Origin of the sequence: Arenibacter catalasegens, from assembly GCF_002909235.1 — a bacterium.
In the GTDB taxonomy this organism is placed as follows: Bacteria; Bacteroidota; Bacteroidia; order Flavobacteriales; family Flavobacteriaceae; genus Arenibacter; species Arenibacter catalasegens.
In genome coordinates this window covers 19,832-42,903 of the sequence record NZ_PHQQ01000031.1, presented here as the reverse complement: position 1 = coordinate 42,903, position 23,072 = coordinate 19,832, and the positions used below count along the sequence as shown (strand labels likewise).

Below are 23,072 nucleotides of genomic sequence, written 5' to 3'. Positions count from 1 at the left end.
AAATTAATTTGATTATCGATTTTGACTTTTTTTAGAATGTTTCTAAGATTTTGCTAACCAATCTAATTGGTCCAAGCCTTAATACCGGTCTATATTAATTTAATGAGGTGCTCTCTAATATTTATGTTCGGTCTAAATCATTGGTTACAAGGGTCGGTTAAAGGTTTGTTATTTACTTTAGACGTAAATACTTTGATTTAATGAATAGATATTATTATTCTAATTGGACGGGGGTGGTTTCATGTAGGAAAAATATACTAAATTTAACAAGTATAGGAAATTCGAGCGTCCCGTCTTTGTAACTGACGACCAATTCGTTTGCGTTTTAGTTATTTGTTGCAATAAGTTATGGCCGTAACCAATTCTAATGTAAGCCTTTTTCATAGGAATTTTCGGTTGAAACAGGAATTTCCTGTAATACATCATGATATCAACGCTAGGAATTTTATTAAAAATAATAGGGTATAGAGTATGCGTAAAATGAATTCTGAATTAAGTGTACAGTACAATAAAATCTTTATAGAACAAGCGCCTACGGCGATTGCGATGTTGGACAAAAATATGCACTATATAGCAGTTTCTCAGCGGTGGATTACAGATTATAAAATGGAAGGTAAGGAGGTCATAGGCCATTCGCATTATGATATCTTCCCAGAAATAGGCGAAGATTGGAAAGCCAACCATCAAAAGTGTCTTAATGGAGCCATTGATGTTTGTGAAGAGGCCCCTTTTCCGCGTGAAGATGGATCAATACAATGGATTTATTGGGATGTACGTCCCTGGTATATTTCGGAAGGAGTAATAGGAGGATTGTTAATGCATACTGGTGATATTACTCCTTTTAAGGAAAGGGAAAGGGAAAGGACCCGATTATTGGAGATATTGGATAGGACCAATGAAGTAGCGCGTATAGGCACTTGGGAAGCAAATCTACAGACCAATAAACTTTATTGGAGTAGAATGGTTTGTGAAATACATGGGGTGCCGGAAAACTACAAGCCCAACTTGGAGACTGCTATTAATTTTTATAAGGAAGGGGAGAGCCGTGAAATAATCCGGATAGCCGTGGAAAATGCAATTTTATATGGCACTCCTTATGATGTGGAAGTAGAGCTTGTAACCGCCAAGGGAGATTTAATATGGACACGTGCCATAGGAAATGGAGAATTTGTAGACGGAAAATGTGTAGGTCTCATGGGAATTTTTCAGGATGTAAATGAAAGAAAACTTTCAGAACAGGCGCTTAGTACGGCCAATGCGGAATTAAAGGCCATTTTCAATTCCAAAACAGTTTCAATTATCACGACGAATGATAAAGGGATTATAACCCACTTCAATCATGGGGCTGAGAATTTATTGGGTTATTCTGCTTCTGAAATGATCGGGTTAAAAGTGCCCGGTGTTTATACGGTGAAAGAAGAGGTTGACAGTTTTATGGTGGATATGGCCAGAAGATTTGGCAAAGATTCCCTTAAGTTTGACCCCTTAAAGGAATTGGCTAAAAAAAATGAATCTGATGTTCGGGAATGGACCTATATAAAGAAAGATGGTGCCAAAATTACGGTTGAGGTTACTCTATCGGCCATAAAAAATGCGGAAGGGGAATTAATTGGATTTTTAAATGTCGCATCCGATATTTCAGAAAGGAAAATAGCAGAGAACGAGTTATTGCGGAAAAATCAGGTTTTGAATTTTGCGGAGCGATTGACAATGATCGGAAATTGGCAATGGGATACGATTACCAATGATGTGAAATGGTCTGCCAATCTCTATAAGATCTTTGGTATGGATGAAGATCAACTGGGACTAACTTATGAAACCTATTTTTCCTTTGTACACCCTGAGGATACAGATATGGTGACGGAACATGTGCAACTTGGTCTTCAGGAGAAGAACTTTCCTGATTTGTTGCATAAAATTCAATTGAGGGATGGTACAGTAAAAACGATTCAGCTTTTGGCTGAAGTCATAACCAACGATGCAGGTGAGGTTATAGAGTTAGTAGGTACCTGTCAGGATGTATCCGAACAGCGAATGGCAGAAATAAAATTTAGAGGACTGTTAGAGTCGGCACCGGATGCCATGGTGATTGTGAATGAACAGGGAAAAATACAGCTGATCAACAGACAGGCAGAAAAATTATTCGGGTACAAGCCCAAGGATTTAATAGGGGAATCCGTGGAAATTCTTATTCCAGAAAGTTATGTTTCTAAGCATTCCACCCACCGTTCAAATTTCTTTTCCAACCCGAAAACAAAGAAAATGGGAGATGGAAAAGAGTTATTCGGAATGAATAGAGAGGGAAAACTAATTCCGATACAAATAAGTCTTAGCCCTTTAAAAACAGAAGAGGGTATATTGGTATCCGCTGCTATACGAGATATAACCTCTCAAAAAATAGCGGAGCGTAAAATTTTGGAGGCAAAGGAAAGGTTAGAAATTTTCACGAATAAGTTGGTTGATCAAAACACTCAACTTGCTGATTTCAATCAAATAACCTCCCATAATTTAAGAGCTCCGGTTGGCAACCTTAATTCGCTATTGGGTTTTTATAGGGATGCTGAAAGCGAAGAAGAACGGCTAGATCTTTTTCAAAAATTTGAAAAGGTTATTCATCATCTTACCATGACCTTAAATACCTTGGTGGAAGCTTTAAAAACAAAGAGCCAAAACTCTAAAGAGGCCATAGAGGAAGTTGTTTTTGAGGAAGTTATGAATAAAACAATGGAAATACTATCAGGTGAAATTTTAAAAACGGGAGCGATTATTAAAAGTGATTTTTCTAAATTGCCCAAAATCGATTATAATTCTATTTATTTGGATAGTATTTTTCTTAATTTGATCGGGAATGCCTTAAAATACAAGTCTCCGGACGGGGTACCTGAAATATATATTGAAACTGGAATTGAGGACGGTAAAAAAATTCTTAAGGTCAAGGACAATGGTCTAGGTATTAATTTGGAGAGACATGGACATAAATTATTTGGATTGAACAAGGTTTTCCACAGACACCCCGATGCCAAGGGAGTAGGATTGTTTTTGACCAAAATGCAGGTCGAAGCCATGGGAGGTTCAATTTCGGTTATAAGTGAAGTAAATGTGGGTAGCACCTTTAATGTTAATTTTAATTAAATTATTATATGAATAGTTCCTTGAATGTATGTATTGTAGATGATGATGATATCTATCAATTTACAGTAATTAAAACCTTGAAAGCCCTAAAACTGACCGACAGAATAATGGTTTTTTCGGATGGAGAAGAAGCATTGGATTTTATGTTGGATCATCTAAATGAAGACGACGTACTGCCGGATGTTATTTTTCTAGATATCGATATGCCTGTTATGGACGGATTCCAGTTTATGGAGGAATATATAAAGCTAAAACCAAGTTTAGGAAAGAAAATAATTATATATATGGTCTCCTCATCGGTAGACCCAGCCGATATTGAAAGGGCAAATAAGATAGGTGAAATTACAGACTATATCGTTAAACCCATTACTCATGATCAGCTAAAATCCATTATCCAGGAATTGGAAAGTAATGGAAGGCTGTAATAGAATTAAAGCCTTTAAAGATAATTTATAAAACCCTCTTCAATTGGAGGAGGTATTTATTATTTGGGTAATTATCTTTTCAATAAGTTCATAAGATTGCGTCATAATTATGGGGTGATCGGTAGCTAGTGTAAAATAGACCCATTCTGTTGCATTGGTGTCTTTATTGTAATTGGGAAAAACAAATTGGTCATCATTTAGAAATTTCCTACTTGTTGCACCAAGGAAAGTAAAAGCTTGCCTAATCCTATATTCATGAGGCTCTCCTTTTGGTGCATCTAGAGATCTATGCGCAGTGTTTTTCATCCTTAAAATAATGAGTTCGTCCATTTTTGGCATCAGTGCCGTAGGGTCAGGAATGAATTTTTTGGTGAAACTGGATTTAGTAAAATAATATAGATGCCCTAATCTATTCAGATATGCCACGGCCTCATGTTTTTGGTTGATAGTGCTGTCTCCTTTCCCATGTTCTATGAAATTGTTGAAGTGGTAATCCAAGGCCTCCAACATTTCTAGTGCTCCCAACAAATTAAGTGCACCTTCCTTGGTTCCCAAATCTTTTTTATTTCTGCTTACCAAAGCATAAGCTCTAATCGAAATTGGTTCAATGTCTTGAAGGTTACTTTCAGGGTAATGGTCTTTTATTGTCCATTCATTGAATTTCATAGGCCTGATTGTCAATATTAATTAGTAAAAACACCGATAGATTGCTTGGTATCCTATTTAGTTTTATCAAAATGAAGAGGTATAGCAGTAAATGTTTAATATAGCCCGCATTAGTGATTGGAGCAGTATCCTTTTTTATGCTGGTGGGGGAAGTGTCCGGAACTGTTAAGATGTCCTGGGCATAAAAAAGATTTAGCGGAAAGCACGGCCACTTTATGTTTTTCCATAAAGTGGCAATGCCCCACTTATTTATTATAGTACGTTATCCTTAATTTCTTCTACCACTTCTGGATTTAAAAGTGTGCTGGTATCTCCCAGATTGCTCATATCATTACTCGCAATCTTGCGCAAAATACGTCTCATGATCTTGCCGGAACGGGTCTTTGGCAGGCCAGAGGTAAACTGGATTTTATCTAGCTTGGCAATGGGGCCAATGTGTTCTGTGATAATCTGGTTTATTTCTTTCCTTAAATTATCATGGTTACGCGATTCTCCGGTTTCTTTGAGGATTACATAACCATATAGTGCATTCCCTTTAATATCGTGAGGGAAGCCTACAATGGCCGATTCCGCCACGGCAGGGTGTTCGTTAATGGCATCCTCTATTGGCGCTGTACCCAGATTATGTCCGGAAACAATGATCACATCATCTACGCGACCGGTAATCCTGTAGTACCCTACCTCGTCCCGTAAGGCGCCATCGCCTGAAAAGTACATGTTGGGGTAGGCCGAAAAATAGGTTTCCTTATATCTTTCGTGATTGCCCCAAATGGTCCTAGCTATACCGGGCCATGGGAATTTTATACATAGGCGACCCTCTACCTGGTTGCCTTTTAGTTCCTTGCCCTGTTCGTCCATCAATGCCGGTTGCACCCCTATAAACGGTAGGGTGGCATAAGTGGGTTTAGTAGGCGTAACAAAAGGAATGGGCGTAATCATGATACCCCCTGTTTCTGTTTGCCACCAGGTATCCACAATAGGACTTTTCTTTTTTCCTATAATGTCATTATACCAATGCCAAGCCTCTTCATTAATGGGTTCCCCTACAGAGCCCAATACCTTTAATGAGGAAAGGTCGTGTTGTTCTGCAAAGGATATATTTTGTTTTGCTAAGGCCCTGATAGCTGTGGGCGCGGTATAGAATTGGTTAACCTTATGTTTTTCTACTATTTGCCAAAAGCGACTAAAATCTGGATAGCTGGGTACCCCCTCGAACATTAGGGTGGTGGCACCATTGGCCAAAGGACCGTATACAATATAACTATGCCCCGTAATCCAGCCTATATCGGCGGTACACCAATATACATCGTTTTCGGTGTACTGAAATACATTTTTAAAGGTATAGGCAGTATACACCAAATACCCGGCAGTGGTATGTACCATGCCCTTGGGTTTACCGGTAGAACCTGAGGTGTACAATATAAACAAGGGATCTTCTGCGTCCATTATTTCAGGAACACAATCCATATAAGCTTTCTCCAACAAAGGCTGTAACCATTTATCACGGCCTTCTTTCATGTTAATATCCGCATTGGTCCTTTTTACCACCAAAACAGATTTAACACCAGGGCAATCTTGTAATCCCTCATCCACAATGCCTTTCAGATCAATGGATTTTGAACCTCTATAGGATCCATCCGAGGTAATTACCAATTTACAGTCACTGTCATTTATCCGTGTGGACAAGGCTGTAGCTGAAAAACCGGCAAACACTACCGAATGTATTGCTCCGATACGGGCGCAGGCCAAGAGAGCAATGGATAATTCCGGAATCATAGGAAGGTAAATACATACCCGATCTCCCTTTTTAACACCTTGGTCCTTTAAAACATTGGCCAATTGGCATACCCGTTGGTGTAATTGATTATAAGTAATATGTTGGGCTTCCTCCTCTGGGTTATTGGGCTCAAAAATAATGGCCGTTTTTTCTCCTCGGGTCAATAAATGCCTATCGATACAATTTTCAGTGATATTCAGTTGCGCACCTTCGAACCATTTTACTTCTGGCTTTTCAAAATCCCAACTTAGCACGTTGTCCCATTTTTTTCTCCATAAAAAATGTTCTTCGGCCACTTCACCCCAGAAATTTTCTGGTTCCCGAACTGATTTTCGATATACTTGGTAGTATTCTTCTAAGTGTTTAATGTGATAATTGCTCATCGTGTTTCTAAAATTTCTATAAATTTATATAAATCATTCATAAAAGGATGGTTTCATTAAATGATTTTAATAGTGTGAGGCTGTTTTTTTGAGAAAATGTTAGAATTGTCATGGTCAAAATTGCGTATTCATTTTTCAGATATAGAAACAGTGAATTCACCAATAGGTATTTCCAGATTTTTTTGAAGTTGCATTTTCCTAGCTAACCAGATGGATTAGTGATCAACGGCTTCACCTGATCCACTTGGAATCCTTATGTTTTCTACTATTTCTTGCACGTACGCTGGGGGTTCGGGTGTAAATCTATTGATAACGAGCGCAACTATAAAGTTTACGATCATGGCTACGGTCCCAAAACCCTCAGGTGATATTCCGAACCACCATTCCGACTTATCGGGAACTTCTCCCAACCAGCCCAACTTAAATTTGGCCATATAGAACAACATAAGACTTATTCCAACTACCATACCGCCTATGGCTCCTTCCTTGTTCATTTTTTTGTAAAAAATTCCCAGAACTATAGCAGGGAAAAAGGATGCTGCTGCTAATCCAAACGCGAGCGCAACAACGGCAGCTACAAATCCAGGTGGGTTAATGCCAAAATATCCTGCAATAACTACAGCAACTGTTGCTGCACCACGTGCAGCCCAAAGCTCTCCTTTTTCAGAGATATTGGGCTTAATTATTTTTTTGATCAAATCATGGGAAACCGAGGCGGAAATAACCAATAACAATCCAGCAGCCGTACTAAGAGCAGCTGCCAAAGCTCCTGCAGCTACCAGGGCTATTACCCAAGCAGGAAGGTTGGCAATTTCTGGATTAGCCATGACCACAATATCGTTATCGACCATTAATTCGTTTTTGTCCTTATCGGCTACAAATTGAATGAGGCCATCCTTGTTTTTGTCATCAAATACTAATAAACCTGTTTCCTCCCAGTTTTTAAACCAATCGGGCATTAGACTGTATTCCTTATTACTAACGGTATCTATCAAATTGATTTTAGCAAAAACGGAAACCGCTGGGGCCGTAGTGTATAAAATGGCAATAAGCAACAAGGCAATTCCAGCTGATTTACGCGCATCCTTTACTCTTTTAACCGTAAAGAACCGAACAATAACATGTGGCAAACCTGCTGTACCCACCATAAGGGCCAAGGTAATGGCGAAGACATCGATGACCGATTTGGAGCCATCGGTATATTCAGCAAAACCAAGTTCGGTAGAAAGTCCGTTTAAGCGATCCATTAGAAAAGTGCCCGATCCGTCATTTAGGGTAGATCCCATACCGAGTTGTGGAACCGGGTTACCGGTCATTTGGAAGGATATGAAAATAGCAGGGACCATAAAGGCAAAGATCAATACACAGTATTGTGCCACTTGGGTATAGGTAATTCCTTTCATTCCTCCTAGTACGGCATAAAAAAGGACAATGACCATGCCTATGATTACCCCGGTATTGATATCTACCTGTAGAAACCTGGAGAAGACCACGCCCACACCGCGCATTTGTCCGGCCACATAAGTAAAGGAAACAATTAATGCGCAGAATACCGCCACCATACGTGCCGTATTGGAATAATAGCGGTCTCCAATAAAATCGGGTACGGTAAATTTCCCAAACTTTCTTAAATAGGGGGCAAGAAGTAATGCCAGAAGCACGTAGCCACCGGTCCATCCCATTAAATATACTGAACCATCATAACCTGCAAAGGCAATGATACCCGCCATAGAGATAAAGGAGGCGGCGGACATCCAATCGGCCGCAGTGGCCATTCCGTTTGCCAAGGGGGAAACTCCTCCACCGGCAACATAAAATTCTTTAGTGGACCCGGCCCTAGACCAAATGGCAATTCCAATATATAGGGTAAAGGTAATTCCGACAAGAAGGTACGTCCAGACTTGAACACTCATATTTTAAGGTTTTTGGTTGATATATTGAATGGTGTAATCAGGTAATTGGGTGGTATGCCCAAATACATTTCTATATTTAAAAAGGTTGTTGGTAATATGAAGGAAGCTATTCGTTGTAACCATACTTTTTGTCCAACTTGTTCATAAGGCGTACATATACAAATATTAAGACAACGAAGACGTATATGGAACCTTGTTGTGCAAACCAAAACCCTAATTTGAAACCACCAATTTTAATGGTGTTCAAGGCGTCTTTAAATAAGATGCCAGCACCAAAGGATACCACAAACCAAATGGATAAAAGAATAAATAAATAACGAACATTTTCCTTCCAATAGGCCGTCGCCTTTTTTTGCTTTTCACTCATTATATCCCAGGTTTTGTGTTGAAGTAGTATTTAGGTAACCAAGATAAGGTTTTGATTTAATATACCAAACGATATGTTTTTAACTAGGCAAATAAACAACGCCTCCAAAAGAATCTCTTTTGGCTCCCGTTACGGAACTTAGGCAATTGGTTTTTTGTTCCTCTCTCAATACACCCATCAACGCAAATACAAGGGCCTCTTTAAATTCGATTAAGGTTTTTGACGGTGAAATTACGTTAGTTTCCGCTCCAATTTTTTCTTGTAAACAATCCATTAAAAAGGTATTCAAAGCACCGCCACCGGTAACAAATAAGCTTCCATTTGTTTTATTCCTCTGTATTTTTATTACAAGGGCTATCTGATCACAAATATGATGAATGGCGGTATGCAGTAAATTTTCAATGGAATCAGAAGTCGTCTCAACAATAGGCACTACCTCCTCCACAAACCATTCAAAACCTATGGATTTTGGAAAGGGCAATTTATAGAATTCAAGGTCGTTCAATCGGTCTAGCATTACTTGGTTTATTTTTCCCGTCCGGGCCAAAGAACCTCCCTTATCGTAATTGAGTTTTATTTTTTGAGTGATATGGTTGAGGATCATATTGGCCAGTCCTATATCGTAAGCCAGTCTTTTTCCATTATGCTCAAAGGATATATTGCTTATACCGCCAAGGTTGAGGCAAAAATCGTACTGTCCAAAAAAGAGTTGGTCTCCAATCGGCACCAAAGGTGCTCCCTGCCCTCCCAAGGCTACATCGTTGGTGCGAAAGTCGCATATGACCTTTGTTGCACTTTCGTTGGCCAGATGTTGTCCAGAACCTATTTGAAAGGTAAGTCCGTTCTGTGGTTGGTGGTGGGTGGTGTGACCATGACTTGCAATAAAATCGACCTCTAATTGGTGGGAATTGATAAATTCCTTGGTTTGTATACCCAACCAAGTGCCATAGGAATTATGGAACTTTAGCAAAAGATCCGCTGGGAGGAAAATGGATTTTTTGAGCTTTTCCTGCATTTCTTCGCTATAGGAAATACTATGAGTTTGTTTAATTTCAAAATCCCAAGCGTTGGGAGTTTTCCATATATGGCAATATGCTAGGTCCAATCCATCCAGAGAGGTGCCGGACATTAGCCCGATGACTTTATATATTTTCATTTTTATATTATATTGTTGTTTGGGATTGTACTTTTATCCTCCATTTATTCCGAGAGTAAAAAAATTACCGAAACGGGTTTTTTGTCATCATTGGTTACTTCTTGAAAATGATGTAATTGAAGTCCAGCTTTTTTAAAAACGGACATCCATGATTCAAAGGTCCGTGCATACCAGCTATGGCCATCGATAAAATTACCGGGAAGTCCGTTCCAAGAATCGTTGATCCATTGGCTTTTATAATCCAAATTATTTTGGGTCAAGAAAAAAGGATGTAGGGTCTGAATTGCGATATATCCATTTTCGGACAGCACAGTCTTAATTTTCTTTAGCAGCTGGCTTAGTCCTTCTTTCTGATAAAGACAAAAGTTAAATACTACGGCATCATATGGTAATTCGGGTATGGAATTTCCCAAACCAATTTCTTCGTATGACATCTGGTAAAAGGAGCCTTCTCCTTTTTTTTTTGCATTTTCCAATAACTGGGGAATGGCATCAAGGCCAACCACATACTTTCCCATAGCAATAAGGCTTCTGGTTAGCCAACCTTCTCCGCAACCGACATCTAAAATTTTGATGGCAGGTGAATTGCCGATAACATTCAAGATGGCTTTATTGGTGTATTTTCTGGATTCAATATTGGCATTGTCAATTATCTTGATCCACTCTAGGGCATTTTTATTCCAGGAATCGAGGATGTTATTTTCCATAATCGTTAATTCTTTTTAAGACTGATAGAAACAGGTAATCGGCCCTTGGCTGTTTGTTCTCCCATATAATGGTCAAAGGCAATTTCCTGAAATTCTTTAAAATTTTGATACCCTAAAACCACGGCCTTGGCCGCTTTATAATTTATGAGGTTGAGCACGTAGGGGTTTCCAAATACGTAAAGAATTACATTCTTGGTTTTTAGTAAACCATGTAGATGCTCCAAATCTTCAGTCTTAAGGTCAAAATTGTTTTGGGGCTTAACTTTTGGGGGGTAAAGCGCAATTAGAATGTTATCCTTGTTTTGAGGTCCTTCAATAGCTATTTTAGAGGCCCTTTCTACAAACATTCTGTTGGGAGATTCCCCAAGGGCAAGACAGCTAAAACCTTCTTTTTTAAATTCATTGATATTAGTATCACTACCAGTCAATAAGGTGATACTCTCCACTGCTAGATTTCTATTTAGAACAGTGGAGCCGTGTAGAGCTATATCTTTTGGGTGAGCTGCGAAAGCTTGTTCCTTTAATTGCCATATCCGTTTAAAGCGGTCTTCAATTTCATGGGGATCAGCATTGCGTATAATCGTTTCTATGCCTTCTGCCGTGTGTTCCGCAAAACAAAGTATGTTGTTGCCTGCATCAAAGGCCAGCCATTCCAGTTCGCCTTTCTTGGGAAACATTTTACTAACGCTATGCATGTTTAAGGCATCCGAAATTACGACACCTTTAAAATTTAGCTCTTTTCGCAGGAGCTCTTTAATGATCTTTTTGGAAATGGTGGCCGGAGTGCCCTCTCCGTTATCTAAAGCGGGAACGGATAAATGGCCTACCATTACACTGTCCACTCCATGTTTTATAATTTCGATAAAGGGATATAGTTCGTTTTCCAATAGGACTTCTATAGACTTTTCAATGAGCGGTAAACCAAGGTGGGAATCAGTAGCAGTGTCCCCATGTCCTGGAAAATGTTTGATGCAACTTAAAATACCTTCACTTTCCGTGCCTTTGATAAAGGCAATTGCTTTTTTAGTCACGTTTAATTTATCCTCTCCAAAGGAACGGTATCCAATTACGGGATTCAAAGGATTGTTGTTGATGTCTACCACAGGTGCCAAATTCCAATGTATACCGGCCTCCCTACAGTCACGCGCAATTTTTTGACCCACCTGAAAAATTAGGTCTTCATTATTTTGAATGGCTCCTAGGGTTATGGCATAGGGGTATTGGGGTGTATTCTCAATGCGCATGGCCAATCCCCATTCAGCATCAATACTAATGAGCAAAGGATGTTTTGCAGCTTTTTGATAGCGTTGTATTAGGTTTTTAAGGGTGCTTAGACTTTGCTCGTTATATACAATTTTCTTTTTGCCCTCAAAGTTGGTGGCCGCACTGGCCCTACTGTGAAAAAAACAGAGACCGCCCAAATGCTGTTGGGCGATGAGGTTTTCCAATTTCAGAATATCTTCTTCAGTATCATTAATGAAGGCAGCAGGCATAAATAATTGGCCAAGCTTTTCCTTGAGGGATAGCTTGTTTGTTGCTGTTTTATATGAATCTATATTAACTGACATCGGAATTCGTCTTTTTGCCGTAATCGGCTGGATATTTAATAAATCTCAAAAGGAAAAGGGCTGGTAGGGCGGCAATGACCACCCAAACAAAAAAACCTCCATACCCTAGCCATTCCTGAATATAACCACTTACCATTCCAGGAAGCATCATTCCTAAAGCCATAAAACCCGTTGCAATGGCGTAATGTGACGTTTTAGAAATTCCTTCGGCAGTATAAATTAGGAAGATTAAAAAGGCGGCAAATCCAAAGCCATAGCCAAACTGTTCCAGTACCACAGTTGCTATTACTGCCGATAGACTTGTAGTTTTTGTCAATGCCAGAATAGCGTACATGGCATTGGGAATGTTAAGGGACAAAACCATAGGCAGCATCCATTTTTTTAAGCCGTCTTTGGAAATTAGGATACCTCCTAGAATTCCACCTAAGGACAACATAATTACTCCGACTGTTCCATAAATAGTACCTACTGCCTCGGTGGAATATTCCAATCCTCCAGCTGAGGTTTTATCCAACAAAAAAGGAGCTGCCATTTTTACCAATTGGGATTCTCCCAAACGATAACTTAAAATAAATGCCAAGGCGATTCCAATATTGGGTTTCTTAAAAAATGAAATAAAGACCTCCAAAAAGCTCTCTGGTTTTTCTTGAACAATGGCTTCTGAAGTTTCATATTTTGGAGTTACAAAAAAGTTTGCGATGGTCAATGACAACATTAAAATAGCGGCGGCGATCATGGTAATGGACCAGGCTTTGGTATTGTCGCCATAATAGTTTTCCAAGAATCCGGCGAGGATAACTATGAGTCCCTGACCAGTGATCATTGCCAACCTATAAAAGGTACTTCGCATGCCTACAAAGAAGGCTTGTTTCTTCTCGGTAAGGCCCAACATGTAATATCCGTCTGAAGCAATATCGTTAGTTGCGGAAGCAAATGCTGCCATCCAAAAACACGCTAAAGTTGTGGTGAAAAAGATGGTCGTTGGCAGGGTTAAACCCACGCCTAAAATGGCCAGCGAAATAATTAATTGCATGTATAAGAACCAATTTCTTTTGGTGCCATTTAAGTCCACAAACGGACTCCATAAGGGTTTAAGTACCCATGGAAGGTATAGCCAACTCGTGTATAAACCGATATCTGAGTTACTTAAACCCAGTCTTTTATACATTATTACCGAAACTGTTACTACAAGTACGTAGGGAATCCCCTGAGTAAAGTATAAAACAGGGACCCATGCCCATGCCCCCTTGTCTTTTTGAATCATTTCATTCAATTTTGTTGTTCAAATATTGATCTGTATATTGCTTCATACGCAGAAAGAAAAAGGTCCTTTTTCTCTAATTAATTTTGATGATTTCAGGTTTGCTTTCTTGTCCAAAATTATTTATAAATGTTAAAGCTATATGTTTTTTATCTTTAAGCAGTGAGGTGTTCAAATTAAAATTTCCCGTATCCGTTAGTGGTATTTTTACCACTAATTGATCGGTGTTTTCTAGGTCTAATTTGCGCTCTTTTTTGGCGACATACACCAAGGCATATCTCAAATTTTTTCTCTGGTCAGCTAAAATTTTAAATTGCAATGCTCCATTTTTTTCTGCAAATTGGGTACGTATTTTTACTGTGCCAAAGGTATTTTTTTGCAGAGGCGAAATAGGGGGCAGGGCCAAATTGTGGTAGTATTTTTCTCTTAATATTTTTAGAATATCCTCCTTATCTGACATCAGGGATTTGGCACTAAAAAAAACATTACCCATTACCATTTTATCTTCCCTAGCGAATTTTAATTGTTCTGGTAGTTCCTTTTTATTGTCCCAAGCTTTATCACTATTGTTTCTTATTTTGTATGGTCCATTACCAATATATAGGTTGGTATTCTCACTATTATTGGACCACCAATCTACAATCTTGCGGTGGGATGCAACGGGTAAATCCATGCTCCAATAAACTTGGGGAACCAAATAATCTATCCAACCTTTTTTCATCCATAACAATGGGTCGGCATATAGATCTTCATATGTGGTTTGGCCAGCTTTGGTGTCGGATCCACGTGGGTCGGTACTGTTGTTTTTCCAAACCCCAAATGGGCTGATGCCGAATTGAACCCATGGCTTTTTGCTTTTTATAGTTTCATGCGCATTATTTACAAGACTGTCTATATTACTCCTGCGCCAATCGTCTAAGGATTGCTGGGGTAGGGCATGTTCGGAATAGGTAACAGAATCTTCAAAAACTTCATTGGCAATTTTATAAGGGTAGAAATAGTCGTCAAAGTGTATGGCATCTATATCGTAGTTGTCAACAACTTCTCCAATAATATTTGTCAAATGTTGTTGTACTTCTGGTAATCCAGGGTTGTAATAATATTTTTTTCCATATTTTAACATCCATTCAGGATGTTGTTTATAATCGTGGTCTTTGTTCAATAATTCAATTTTTTCATCAAAAGTGGCACGGTAGGGGTTGAGCCAAGCGTGGAATTCCATTCCTCTGGAATGCGCTTCCTTTATCATCCATTGTAAGGGGTCGTAATATGGTTTTGGAGCTATACCTTCATTGCCTGTTAGGAAACGGGACCAAGGTGCATATTGCGAAGGATAAAAGGCATCCCCTGCAGTTCTGATTTGAACAATTACAGCGTTAAAATTTAAATCCTTATAAAAATCAAGGATTTTTAAATAGTCTTGTTTTTGTTTTTCAATGCTGTCCAGGCTATTTTTTGGCCAGTCTATGTTGACCACGGTAGCGATCCAAACCCCTCTAAATTCATGTTTAGGTGTTGGTATGGAAGATTTGAACACGGAACATGAGGAAAGCGTTATAATGAGTATAAAGGCAATTTTTTTAAGCATATAAAATTGATATTTAAACAAAAGGCCTAGCATTTTATTATAAATGTAGGCCTTTTGTAAACTATTACAATATTTCCTTTAAATTGATGGGTCCGAAGGGGTATTGCTGTTATTGTCCCTTTCCGTGTTAGGGTAAGGGTAGTAGTTTCTATTCCTTTCATCAGTAAATACCTTGGCACTTGTACTAGGTTCAGGACGTTCAAACCTTCTGCTGTCTTCCAAGCTAGTTCCGGTTAAGAATAACTCCAACCTGCGGTTTAGATATACCTCTTCCAATAAGGCTTCAATTGACAAATCACCGGAATAAGCAGGAATATTGGCATTTACCCCAAAGACATCATCATTGTCTGTCCTAACATTGTTTATGGCAGTTACGGCAGCCGTAATATCCGCCGAACTTTTTCGAAGATTGGCTTCTGCAATAATCAGGTTCATCTCGTCCGTTAGATACAATGGGATGGATTCCGAACCACTTTCTTCGTCAAAGAATCCTGCTAGGTCTTCAATTGGTAATTGATTTATGTTCAATTCATCCAATGGAACCAAATAGAAATCAATTCGCCCGTCTGTAGGGTCAATGGCAAAGGAATTCGGAAGTCCAAAATTATCTCTTGGTTTAAAATTGGGAACACCATTTTGAAAAACCCTGCTCCAGACTGGATTCAGATTTTGCGAATCATAGGTGAAGACCGATGCAGCAGATTGATCTACTGATGCAGCAGCCGATATGGCGGCATCATAATTCCCGGCAAAAAGATTATACCTTGCGGACATAGCCTTAAGGGTATTTTCCAAGTCTATATTTCCTCTCAATATTTCCGAACTAAACTCATCTGATATTGGGTTGGAGGAAATTAAATTCTGTGCCTCATTGAGGAGGGCAACTGCCGTATTGAATGCTTCTGTCCGAGAGACGAATGTAGCATCCCCATCTTGGCTGATAGCAACAATAGCCTGCTCATAGTTTTGAGCCATGCTACCTATTGCCATTGCCTTAAACAAATTGGCGTATGCAATCAAGCCACTTTTGGTACCGTCATTTATATTTAAATTCGGTGCATTCTTGGCGATATCTTCAGAAATAGACATTACCCGAAGCATAGTGGACCAAAGTCCGACTATATTGGAAGTAGAATTGGGAATGTCCCCTCCATCCTCAAGGTCTATCATATTTTGAAAAGTAGTAGTAATACCAGCCTCTCTAGTAGTTACTGCTGGTGTTTCCACGATCCACCTTAATCCAGTAGTGGAATATAATTGGTGCATACCTATGGTTGCAGCAAGGATACCTTCCCTAGAAGAAAAAACTTGATCGTCCGTTGCGGCGTTAGGGTTATCAAAATCGGTTTCGCAAGAGGATACCGCTACCACGGTCATCAATAATGCTATAGCCTTTGTTTTAAAATTTATATACTTTTTCATCGTTGTTTTTTTAAGTTTAGAAACTAACATTTACTCCAAATTGATACGTTTTTGGGATTGGAACTGTTGCGAAATCAAATCCTCTAACTCCGTTGCTTTGTCCAGCAGCACTTACTTCTGGATCCCATCCGGAATAATTGTCCCATGAAACAAGGTTCCTACCTACCAAACTTAACGCTACATTGTCTATGAAATCCCATTTTGGCCTAAAGTTATAGCTAAGACTTACTTCCCTTAGCTTAACGAAAGATCCGTCTTCCACAAACTCTTCGAAGATATTGGCCTGTGCACCACCGTAGCCTTTTGGAAGATTGCCCAACAATTCTTGGCCCACATTATATCCGCCCCCAAATATTACATTGTCCAATAACCTACGGTTCCAGTTGAACACTTCATAGCCTTGTACCGCATCAAATTGTACTCTCAATGAAAAGTCTTTATAGGAGATTTCATTGATTAGAGATCCAAACCATTCTGGATTAGGGTCACCTAGAACCTTTGAAGATTCACCATCATCCGTTGTACCTCTAAATGGATATCCATCCGCGTCCAAAGCTATTGTACCATCTTCATTTCTTGCGTAAAATTGTCTGTAAAAAACACCTATGGGCTCACCTTCAATAACATAGTTGGTAGAGAAACTTCCATCAAGGGTAAGTCGCCCTCCACCAGCTACATTGGTAACTTCGTTTTTATTTTTAGAGAAAGAAGCAGTAACATCCCAAGTAAAATTTTCATTTTTTACGGGTGCTGCTCTGAGGAGTAATTCAATACCTTTGTTTTCAAGGTTACCAACGTTTTCAAATCTTGAGCTATATCCACTTGATGGTGCCAAAACTCTTGGTAGTAAAAGATCAGTTACTTTTTGATGGTAATACGAGAATTCCAATCCCAGCCTATTGTTAAGGAAACCGGCATCAAAACCTAATTCAATTTCATCCTGTCGTTCAGGTTTCAAGTTTTCATTTCCTTGAGCAGTCGAAGGTATTAGGCTTACAGCACCACTTATTGCCGATGGGTTGTATACCGAAAATCTATCAAAGGCACCCAAAGCCGTAAGGTTACCAGCCTGGCCCCAAGAGGTCCTTAATTTGAAGGAGTTAAATGAATCTGAAAAAGTCTCTTTCCAGAAATCTTCATCGGATAGAACGTAGGAAGCACTGGCCTTGAAATAAAGCTGATTTCGTTCATCCTTACCAAAGGTAGAAGCCCCGTCCATTCTTACTGCCCCGTTTATATAAATTTTGTCCATGAAGGAAAAGGATTGTTGAAGGAAGGCTCCCCAATACGAAATCTGTGACCTTGATTCACCTTGTTCCAATAAACTTCCTCCTGTTGCTGTCTCCACCACGGGAGGAAGTCCAGTTGCACTAATGCCAACTCTGTCCCTTTCTTCATATTGCCAAGAACCTCCAGCAGTGGTAATAGAGTTTACATTATCCGATATATCCGTTCTATAAGTTACATTCAGGTCGCTATTGTATTGAAAACTGTTTAAATCTGACCTTCTAGCGAATCCATCAGGCAATGTAGAGGTGTTGTTGATAGGGATAAAGGCAGTGGCAGATTGGTTGTAATAATCCATTCCCAAAGTGTACTTTGCGGAAAGGTGATCGTTAAATTTACCATCCAAGGCAATGCTAGTGATAAAACGATTTGTTTTTTGTCCAAAATCAAATCGGTCCACGGCTTCCATAGGGTTGGTCCGCGCTACTAAAGGAGAAGTTACCGGATATACCCCAGATGCATCAGGTGTTGGGTTTATAGAATTATCACTAAATAAGAAGCCTGTAATTGCTCCATAGGCAGAATTGATTCCTCCATTGGGAACATCGTTACTACTACTTCTTATGTAATTAAACCCTCCAGTGATGTCTAACCATTCAGCTGCCTTTTGAGTAATATTGGCTTTAAACCCGTATCGTTTAAAGTCTGTATTTTTTACAATTCCCTCATTATCCAAATGTGAGGCCGAAAGAAAATAAGTGGTTTTTTCACTTCCTCCTCTTACAGAGAAGTAATTTTCCAAGCCAAAGCCAGTATCGAATATAGCATCTTGTAAATCATAGCGCTGAGTTGCAATGGTGGCCAAATTGTTTCTATCCGTGGCTACTTCCCAGGCTAAGGGAGTTGTATTATAATCAATCTTTTTTCTAAGTTCGTTAAGCTTGGTATTGGTCATAAATGTAAACTTGGGTTCTCCAGTCTTACCTTTTTTGGTAAAAATTTGAACTACACCGTTGCTGGCCCTAGATCCGTATATTGCAGCCGCTGCCGCACCCTTGATTATTTCTATTTTTTCAATATCGTTGGGGTTTAGGTCGGCTAGTCTATTTTGCGAGTTACCTCCTAAATCAATAAGCTCATTACTAGAATTGCTGATGATAATACCGTCCACAATGTACAGCGGGTCAGAACTACCTGCTATCGTACTGGGACCTCTAAGTCTAATACTGATACCACCTGCGGGATCGCCGGAATTCTGTTGTACCAAGGCACCAGCAACTTTACCCGCTATGGCTTGGTCTACTTGGGTAGCACCGTTATTGGTCAAATCCTCTGATCTTACAGAGGAGATAGCATTTCCTAGGGACCTCTTGTTGGCTCCTGTACCTGTACCGGTCACCACTACTTCATCCAAGCTTAAAAGATCTTCTGACAGAAGAATATCTTTTGTTATATCACCAGTGGAAGTATTAATGGATGTTTTTTGAGTGCTAAACCCTAGATAACTGATAATCAAAACATAATCCTTGTTTTCTAAAGTAGCCTTGAGGCTGTAATTGCCATCGAAATCCGAAACCGTGCCGAAAGAGCTATTTTCGATAAACACTGAAGCACCGGCTATAGGAATACCTGATCCCCTTTCCGTAATGTTTCCACTAATTGTAATTGGGGATTGTTGCCCAAATACGTTTGTACTCATTACCAGTAAGAGCCATAAAGTTAAATGGCTTGGTAACTTTCCCCTAATTGTTTGAAATTTTCTCATCGATTTTTGGAGTTAATTGTTAGTAATTATAATTCTGAAATAGAATAATTAGTAATTTCAAAAATATGCAAAATACTGCAATACCTGCAATTTTTTGCAATATATTGCGATTTTTAAAATAAATATCAGCCGCACATGGCATATTTGCAGTATTTTGCTGATATTGTGAATAAATTATATTGATAGTTTTATGCTGAAAGCCGAGAGACAACAAGTAATCGTGAATGAGGTCAGAATCCATAATAAGGTTTTGTTTACTGATATTGCAGAGTTATTGAATGTTTCGGTAGATACAATACGCCGGGATATCAAGGAGCTAAGCGTTACCAAAAAATTAAAGAAGGTACACGGTGGTGCCATTTCTTTAGGGTTTAACAATTACCAGGTTGAAAATCAGGAGATATATGAGTTGGAGAATAAATCTCGGATTGCTAGAAAGGCAATTACGTTGTTAAGGAGTGGCCAGGTGATACTTATTAGCGGAGGAACTACGAATATGGAAATTGCTAGGATGATACCTCCGAATTTGAAAATTACCTGTTTTACGCCTAGCTTACCGGTTGCAGTCCAATTAATGGCCAAATCGGATGTGGATGTGATATTGATAGGAGGTAAATTATCTAAAGATTCACAAATTGCTATTGGTGGCTGCGCGATTAATATGTTGAATGACATTAAGGTTGATATCTGTTTTTTAGGAATAAACTCGATTGATGTTAATAATGGTGTAACCGATTTTGATTGGGATATTGTTCAAATAAAAAAGGCTATGATACGCGCCTCAAAAAAAATAGTTGCCCCATTAATTTCAGAGAAGTTGAATTCTACACAACGTTTTAAAATATGTGACTTGGACAAAATAGATTTTCTAATAACTGAATTGGAGCCAGAAGACGATAAACTAATGGCCTTTAGGGAAATCAAAATAAATTTACTTTAGAAATCCTTTACAAGAGTATAGAAATGTTCAAATTCTCTGTTTTGTTTATATGCATCAACATTATTGATTCAATATTAAAATTTCCTAATTTTGCCGTTAATCTAAAAAGTATTCCTTGATTTGTGAAACAGAATTAGGTCCGATTGAAAAATTTTTAACTAAAGAATAATACGAGTAAAGGCTTTCAGATTGAATATGCTAAATTCACCGATCCAATTCACTATCTCGCTTTTATATTAAACCAACTAACAATTTATTAAATACCAAATACCACCCATAAACTATGCAAGATTATATGAAGATAACCGAATTACCATCAAATTACTCAGATTTGGAATTGATGGATACCACTACCATCCTTAACAACATGAATAAGGAGGATCAACTAATTGCGGACGCGGTGGCCTTGGTTATTCCTGAGGTGACTAAATTGGTGGATGGTTTAAAAGAAAGGTTTGATAAAGGTGGAAGGTTGTTTTATATAGGTGCAGGAACCAGTGGGCGATTAGGGGTTTTGGATGCCTCAGAGATACCACCAACCTTCGGATTGCCCCATGATCGGGTGATAGGATTGATTGCGGGTGGCGATGTTGCTCTTAGAAATCCCGTTGAAAATGCCGAGGATGATGCGGTACAGGCATGGAAAGATTTGGAGGCTTATAATATTACTAAAAACGACACTATTGTAGGGATAGCTGCATCCGGCACAACACCTTACGTAATAGGTGGGGTAAAAGAGGCGGCTGCTCATGGATTGTTAACGGCGTGTATTACCAATAATCCTGGATCACCATTAACCCAGGCTGTAGAAATTCCTATTGCGGTAAATGTAGGTCCAGAATTTCTTACGGGAAGTACTAGGATGAAAAGCGGAACCTCACAAAAACTGGTTCTTAATATGATATCGACTGCTTTAATGATTAGAATTGGCAGGGTAAAAGGCAATAAAATGGTGAACATGCAACTTACCAATGAAAAATTGGTGGATCGCGGTACCCGATATTTGGTAGAAGAACTGAAAATTGACTACACCGAGGCTGAAGAGTTATTGAAGAAATACGGTTCGGTTAAAAAGGCAATTGATTCTAGAAATGGATAAATTTATTCTTTGCTTATTGCAGAAACTTCTTTTTCAGTAACCATTTTATCACTTTTATTGCCCCAGGAGTTTAAGATATAGTTCATTACGTCGGCAATTTCGTCGTCATAGAGGCCCATAGTGGCCATGGTGTTATTGTAGGTAACTCCATTGACGATGATTTCTCCCTGTTGTCCATATTTTATACCCCGAATGCTTTCGACTCTTTTTTTTAGCAAATAATCAGACTTGGCCAAGGGAGGGAACGTCTTTTCAACACCCTCACCATTCGTCATATGGCAGGTAACGCAAAAGTCTGTATAGATGTCCTTCCCTCTGTTGATACTTTCTTCCAATTCCTTGTCTTGGAATAGAAAAAAAGACAATATAAAAATGGTTGAAATATAAGATAAGAGCAATAGCTTCATGTTTTATATTTTGAAGTTTTTAATAAAGAAAATGACGGTTATTTTTTTGGCACTAATTTGTAGATTCCCTTGCCTTCAACGGCAACATAAATATAGCCATCCGGACCTTGGCGCACATCGCGCACCCGTCCCAGGTCTGGCATTAATTTTTCTCTGTAAATAACTTTATTTCCCTTAAGTTCTAAGCGCTCCAAATATTGAAATTTTAAAGAGCCGACCAATAAATTGCCTTTCCAATCCGGGTATTTGTCAGAAGTAACGAAAGCCATTCCACTGGGAGCAATAGAAGGAACCCAATAATATAATGGTTGTTCCATCCCTTCCATTTCTGTTTTGTCCGTGATAGGGGTGCCACTATAATTTATTCCATACGTGATAACCGGCCATCCGTAATTTTTTCCTTTTGCAATTATGTTTACTTCATCTCCACCCTGTGGGCCATGTTCGTTATCCCAAATCTCCCCGGTAATTGGGTTTTTGGCCAGGCCTTGCGGATTTCTATGTCCATAACTAAATATAGCCTTTTTTGCTCCTTCGGTGTTTACAAAAGGGTTGTCTGCAGGTATAGTGCCGTCTGCGTTTAAGCGGTAAATCTTTCCTCCATCCTTGGTAATATCTTGTGGATTAACGTCCCTTTCCCCACGTTCCCCAATCGAAAAGTATAAATATCCTTCATTATCAAAGGCAATCCGGGATCCAAAGTGGTTTCCACCTGTAGTATTTGGAGTGGCTTTGTATAGTAATTGGGTGTCGGTAAGGCTGTTGTTATTTAATTTTGCTCTTATAATGGCTGTATTTCCACCTTTATCTTCACCTTCTTCGGAAGCGTGTGATATATATATCCATCCATTATTGGCATAATCGGGATGTAAAACAATATCCAACAAACCTCCTTGACCTCTGTTATACACTGTAGGTGAATTGCTCACCACATTTTTTTTGCCATCCTTAAAATGGATCAATTGGCCTGCCTTTTCGGTAATTAGCATACTGCCATCAGGAAGGAAGGTAAATCCCCACGGAACCTGCAGTTCATCGATTATTAGTTCAGCAGTAAAGGGTGGGTTATCTGATGTATTTACTTCATTTTCAGTTTGTTGTGCGCAAGAAAAATTTAACGACAATAAACAGATGAATATAATTGAGATACTATTTTTCATAATTCAACGTTAAATAATTAATAATAAAGCTAAGGACGCTAAAGATAATTATAAAATATAAGTTTAAACTATTACAATAAAAATATACTTTGATTTCCCCAAGTCGGAA

The 23,072-nt window shown here is 38.9% G+C and carries 17 protein-coding genes; 4 read left to right on the top strand and 13 right to left on the bottom strand.

Going from position 1 to position 23,072, the window contains the following annotated elements:
• The first annotated feature begins 480 nt into the window (after nucleotides 1-480).
• Complete coding sequence (locus CWD90_RS19960) at nucleotides 481-3,132, top strand: PAS domain S-box protein (protein WP_192878048.1); 2,652 nt, start codon at nucleotides 481-483, stop codon at nucleotides 3,130-3,132.
• Between the two features lie 8 nt (nucleotides 3,133-3,140).
• Nucleotides 3,141-3,557 carry a response regulator gene (locus tag CWD90_RS19955; RefSeq protein WP_103477826.1) on the top strand — a complete coding sequence of 139 codons (417 nt, stop codon included), beginning with the start codon at nucleotides 3,141-3,143 and terminating at the stop codon, nucleotides 3,555-3,557.
• A gap of 39 nt (nucleotides 3,558-3,596) precedes the next feature.
• On the opposite strand, the gene CWD90_RS19950 is transcribed toward CWD90_RS19955, so the two are convergent.
• The 11 genes from CWD90_RS19950 to CWD90_RS19900 form a co-directional block, all read right to left on the bottom strand.
• Nucleotides 3,597-4,223, bottom strand: a complete 627-nt coding sequence (locus CWD90_RS19950) for a hypothetical protein (RefSeq protein ID WP_103477825.1) — start codon at nucleotides 4,221-4,223, stop codon at nucleotides 3,597-3,599.
• Between the two features lie 252 nt (nucleotides 4,224-4,475).
• Nucleotides 4,476-6,383 carry an acetate--CoA ligase gene (gene acs / locus CWD90_RS19945; RefSeq protein WP_103477824.1) on the bottom strand — a complete coding sequence of 636 codons (1,908 nt, stop codon included), beginning with the start codon at nucleotides 6,381-6,383 and terminating at the stop codon, nucleotides 4,476-4,478.
• A gap of 215 nt (nucleotides 6,384-6,598) precedes the next feature.
• On the bottom strand, nucleotides 6,599-8,296 hold the full coding sequence (locus CWD90_RS19940; RefSeq protein WP_103477823.1) for a sodium:solute symporter family protein: 1,698 nt from the start codon (nucleotides 8,294-8,296) through the stop codon (nucleotides 6,599-6,601).
• Between the two features lie 106 nt (nucleotides 8,297-8,402).
• Nucleotides 8,403-8,663, bottom strand: a complete 261-nt coding sequence (locus tag CWD90_RS19935; protein WP_103477822.1) for a DUF4212 domain-containing protein — start codon at nucleotides 8,661-8,663, stop codon at nucleotides 8,403-8,405.
• Nucleotides 8,664-8,742: 79 nt separating this feature from the next.
• Nucleotides 8,743-9,819, bottom strand: coding sequence for an anhydro-N-acetylmuramic acid kinase (locus CWD90_RS19930; RefSeq protein WP_103477821.1), 1,077 nt, complete (start codon nucleotides 9,817-9,819; stop codon nucleotides 8,743-8,745).
• Nucleotides 9,820-9,863: 44 nt separating this feature from the next.
• On the bottom strand, nucleotides 9,864-10,526 hold the full coding sequence (locus CWD90_RS19925) for a class I SAM-dependent methyltransferase (protein ID WP_103477820.1): 663 nt from the start codon (nucleotides 10,524-10,526) through the stop codon (nucleotides 9,864-9,866).
• 5 nt (nucleotides 10,527-10,531) lie between these two features.
• Nucleotides 10,532-12,094: a glycoside hydrolase family 3 protein gene (locus CWD90_RS19920; RefSeq protein ID WP_103477819.1), complete on the bottom strand. Its 1,563-nt coding sequence runs from the start codon at nucleotides 12,092-12,094 to the stop codon at nucleotides 10,532-10,534.
• Complete coding sequence (locus CWD90_RS19915; RefSeq protein ID WP_103477818.1) at nucleotides 12,084-13,358, bottom strand: MFS transporter; 1,275 nt, start codon at nucleotides 13,356-13,358, stop codon at nucleotides 12,084-12,086. The genes CWD90_RS19920 and CWD90_RS19915 overlap by 11 nt, the downstream gene beginning before the upstream one ends.
• A gap of 73 nt (nucleotides 13,359-13,431) precedes the next feature.
• Nucleotides 13,432-14,943 (bottom strand): glycoside hydrolase family 10 protein, encoded by a 1,512-nt coding sequence (locus CWD90_RS19910; protein ID WP_103477846.1) that lies wholly within the window; start codon nucleotides 14,941-14,943, stop codon nucleotides 13,432-13,434.
• Between the two features lie 78 nt (nucleotides 14,944-15,021).
• A complete protein-coding gene (locus CWD90_RS19905) occupies nucleotides 15,022-16,365 on the bottom strand; it encodes a RagB/SusD family nutrient uptake outer membrane protein (RefSeq protein ID WP_157941281.1) in 1,344 nt (447 codons plus the stop codon).
• A 16-nt stretch (nucleotides 16,366-16,381) separates the two neighbouring features.
• On the bottom strand, nucleotides 16,382-19,291 hold the full coding sequence (locus tag CWD90_RS19900; protein WP_239986574.1) for a SusC/RagA family TonB-linked outer membrane protein: 2,910 nt from the start codon (nucleotides 19,289-19,291) through the stop codon (nucleotides 16,382-16,384).
• 256 nt (nucleotides 19,292-19,547) lie between these two features.
• Between CWD90_RS19900 and CWD90_RS19895 the strand changes: the two genes are divergently transcribed.
• Together CWD90_RS19895 and CWD90_RS19890 are read left to right on the top strand one after the other, a co-directional pair.
• Nucleotides 19,548-20,297, top strand: coding sequence for a DeoR/GlpR family DNA-binding transcription regulator (locus tag CWD90_RS19895; RefSeq protein WP_103477815.1), 750 nt, complete (start codon nucleotides 19,548-19,550; stop codon nucleotides 20,295-20,297).
• Between the two features lie 283 nt (nucleotides 20,298-20,580).
• Nucleotides 20,581-21,396, top strand: a complete 816-nt coding sequence (locus CWD90_RS19890) for an N-acetylmuramic acid 6-phosphate etherase (protein WP_103477814.1) — start codon at nucleotides 20,581-20,583, stop codon at nucleotides 21,394-21,396.
• 2 nt (nucleotides 21,397-21,398) lie between these two features.
• On the opposite strand, the gene CWD90_RS19885 is transcribed toward CWD90_RS19890, so the two are convergent.
• Together CWD90_RS19885 and CWD90_RS19880 are read right to left on the bottom strand one after the other, a co-directional pair.
• A complete protein-coding gene (locus tag CWD90_RS19885) occupies nucleotides 21,399-21,803 on the bottom strand; it encodes a c-type cytochrome (protein ID WP_103477813.1) in 405 nt (134 codons plus the stop codon).
• Between the two features lie 38 nt (nucleotides 21,804-21,841).
• The gene (locus CWD90_RS19880; RefSeq protein ID WP_103477812.1) at nucleotides 21,842-22,963 is read right to left on the bottom strand and encodes a PQQ-dependent sugar dehydrogenase; all 1,122 of its coding nucleotides are present in this window, start codon (nucleotides 22,961-22,963) and stop codon (nucleotides 21,842-21,844) included.
• Nucleotides 22,964-23,072 lie beyond the last annotated feature (109 nt).

What these genes read in the sequence shown, in the direction of transcription:
- CWD90_RS19880 (WP_103477812.1), bottom strand. Translation starts at nt 22,963, where the DNA reads ATGAAAAATAGTATCTCAATTATATTCATCTGTTTATTGTCGTTAAAT.
- CWD90_RS19960 (WP_192878048.1), top strand. Translation starts at nt 481, where the DNA reads ATGAATTCTGAATTAAGTGTACAGTACAATAAAATCTTTATAGAACAA.
- CWD90_RS19955 (WP_103477826.1), top strand. Translation starts at nt 3,141, where the DNA reads ATGAATAGTTCCTTGAATGTATGTATTGTAGATGATGATGATATCTAT.
- CWD90_RS19895 (WP_103477815.1), top strand. Translation starts at nt 19,548, where the DNA reads ATGCTGAAAGCCGAGAGACAACAAGTAATCGTGAATGAGGTCAGAATC.
- CWD90_RS19940 (WP_103477823.1), bottom strand. Translation starts at nt 8,296, where the DNA reads ATGAGTGTTCAAGTCTGGACGTACCTTCTTGTCGGAATTACCTTTACC.
- CWD90_RS19950 (WP_103477825.1), bottom strand. Translation starts at nt 4,223, where the DNA reads ATGAAATTCAATGAATGGACAATAAAAGACCATTACCCTGAAAGTAAC.
- CWD90_RS19935 (WP_103477822.1), bottom strand. Translation starts at nt 8,663, where the DNA reads ATGAGTGAAAAGCAAAAAAAGGCGACGGCCTATTGGAAGGAAAATGTT.
- CWD90_RS19915 (WP_103477818.1), bottom strand. Translation starts at nt 13,358, where the DNA reads ATGATTCAAAAAGACAAGGGGGCATGGGCATGGGTCCCTGTTTTATAC.
- CWD90_RS19905 (WP_157941281.1), bottom strand. Translation starts at nt 16,365, where the DNA reads ATGAAAAAGTATATAAATTTTAAAACAAAGGCTATAGCATTATTGATG.
- CWD90_RS19910 (WP_103477846.1), bottom strand. Translation starts at nt 14,943, where the DNA reads ATGCTTAAAAAAATTGCCTTTATACTCATTATAACGCTTTCCTCATGT.
- CWD90_RS19925 (WP_103477820.1), bottom strand. Translation starts at nt 10,526, where the DNA reads ATGGAAAATAACATCCTCGATTCCTGGAATAAAAATGCCCTAGAGTGG.
- CWD90_RS19890 (WP_103477814.1), top strand. Translation starts at nt 20,581, where the DNA reads ATGCAAGATTATATGAAGATAACCGAATTACCATCAAATTACTCAGAT.
- CWD90_RS19885 (WP_103477813.1), bottom strand. Translation starts at nt 21,803, where the DNA reads ATGAAGCTATTGCTCTTATCTTATATTTCAACCATTTTTATATTGTCT.
- CWD90_RS19930 (WP_103477821.1), bottom strand. Translation starts at nt 9,819, where the DNA reads ATGAAAATATATAAAGTCATCGGGCTAATGTCCGGCACCTCTCTGGAT.
- CWD90_RS19900 (WP_239986574.1), bottom strand. Translation starts at nt 19,291, where the DNA reads ATGAGTACAAACGTATTTGGGCAACAATCCCCAATTACAATTAGTGGA.
- acs (WP_103477824.1), bottom strand. Translation starts at nt 6,383, where the DNA reads ATGAGCAATTATCACATTAAACACTTAGAAGAATACTACCAAGTATAT.
- CWD90_RS19920 (WP_103477819.1), bottom strand. Translation starts at nt 12,094, where the DNA reads ATGTCAGTTAATATAGATTCATATAAAACAGCAACAAACAAGCTATCC.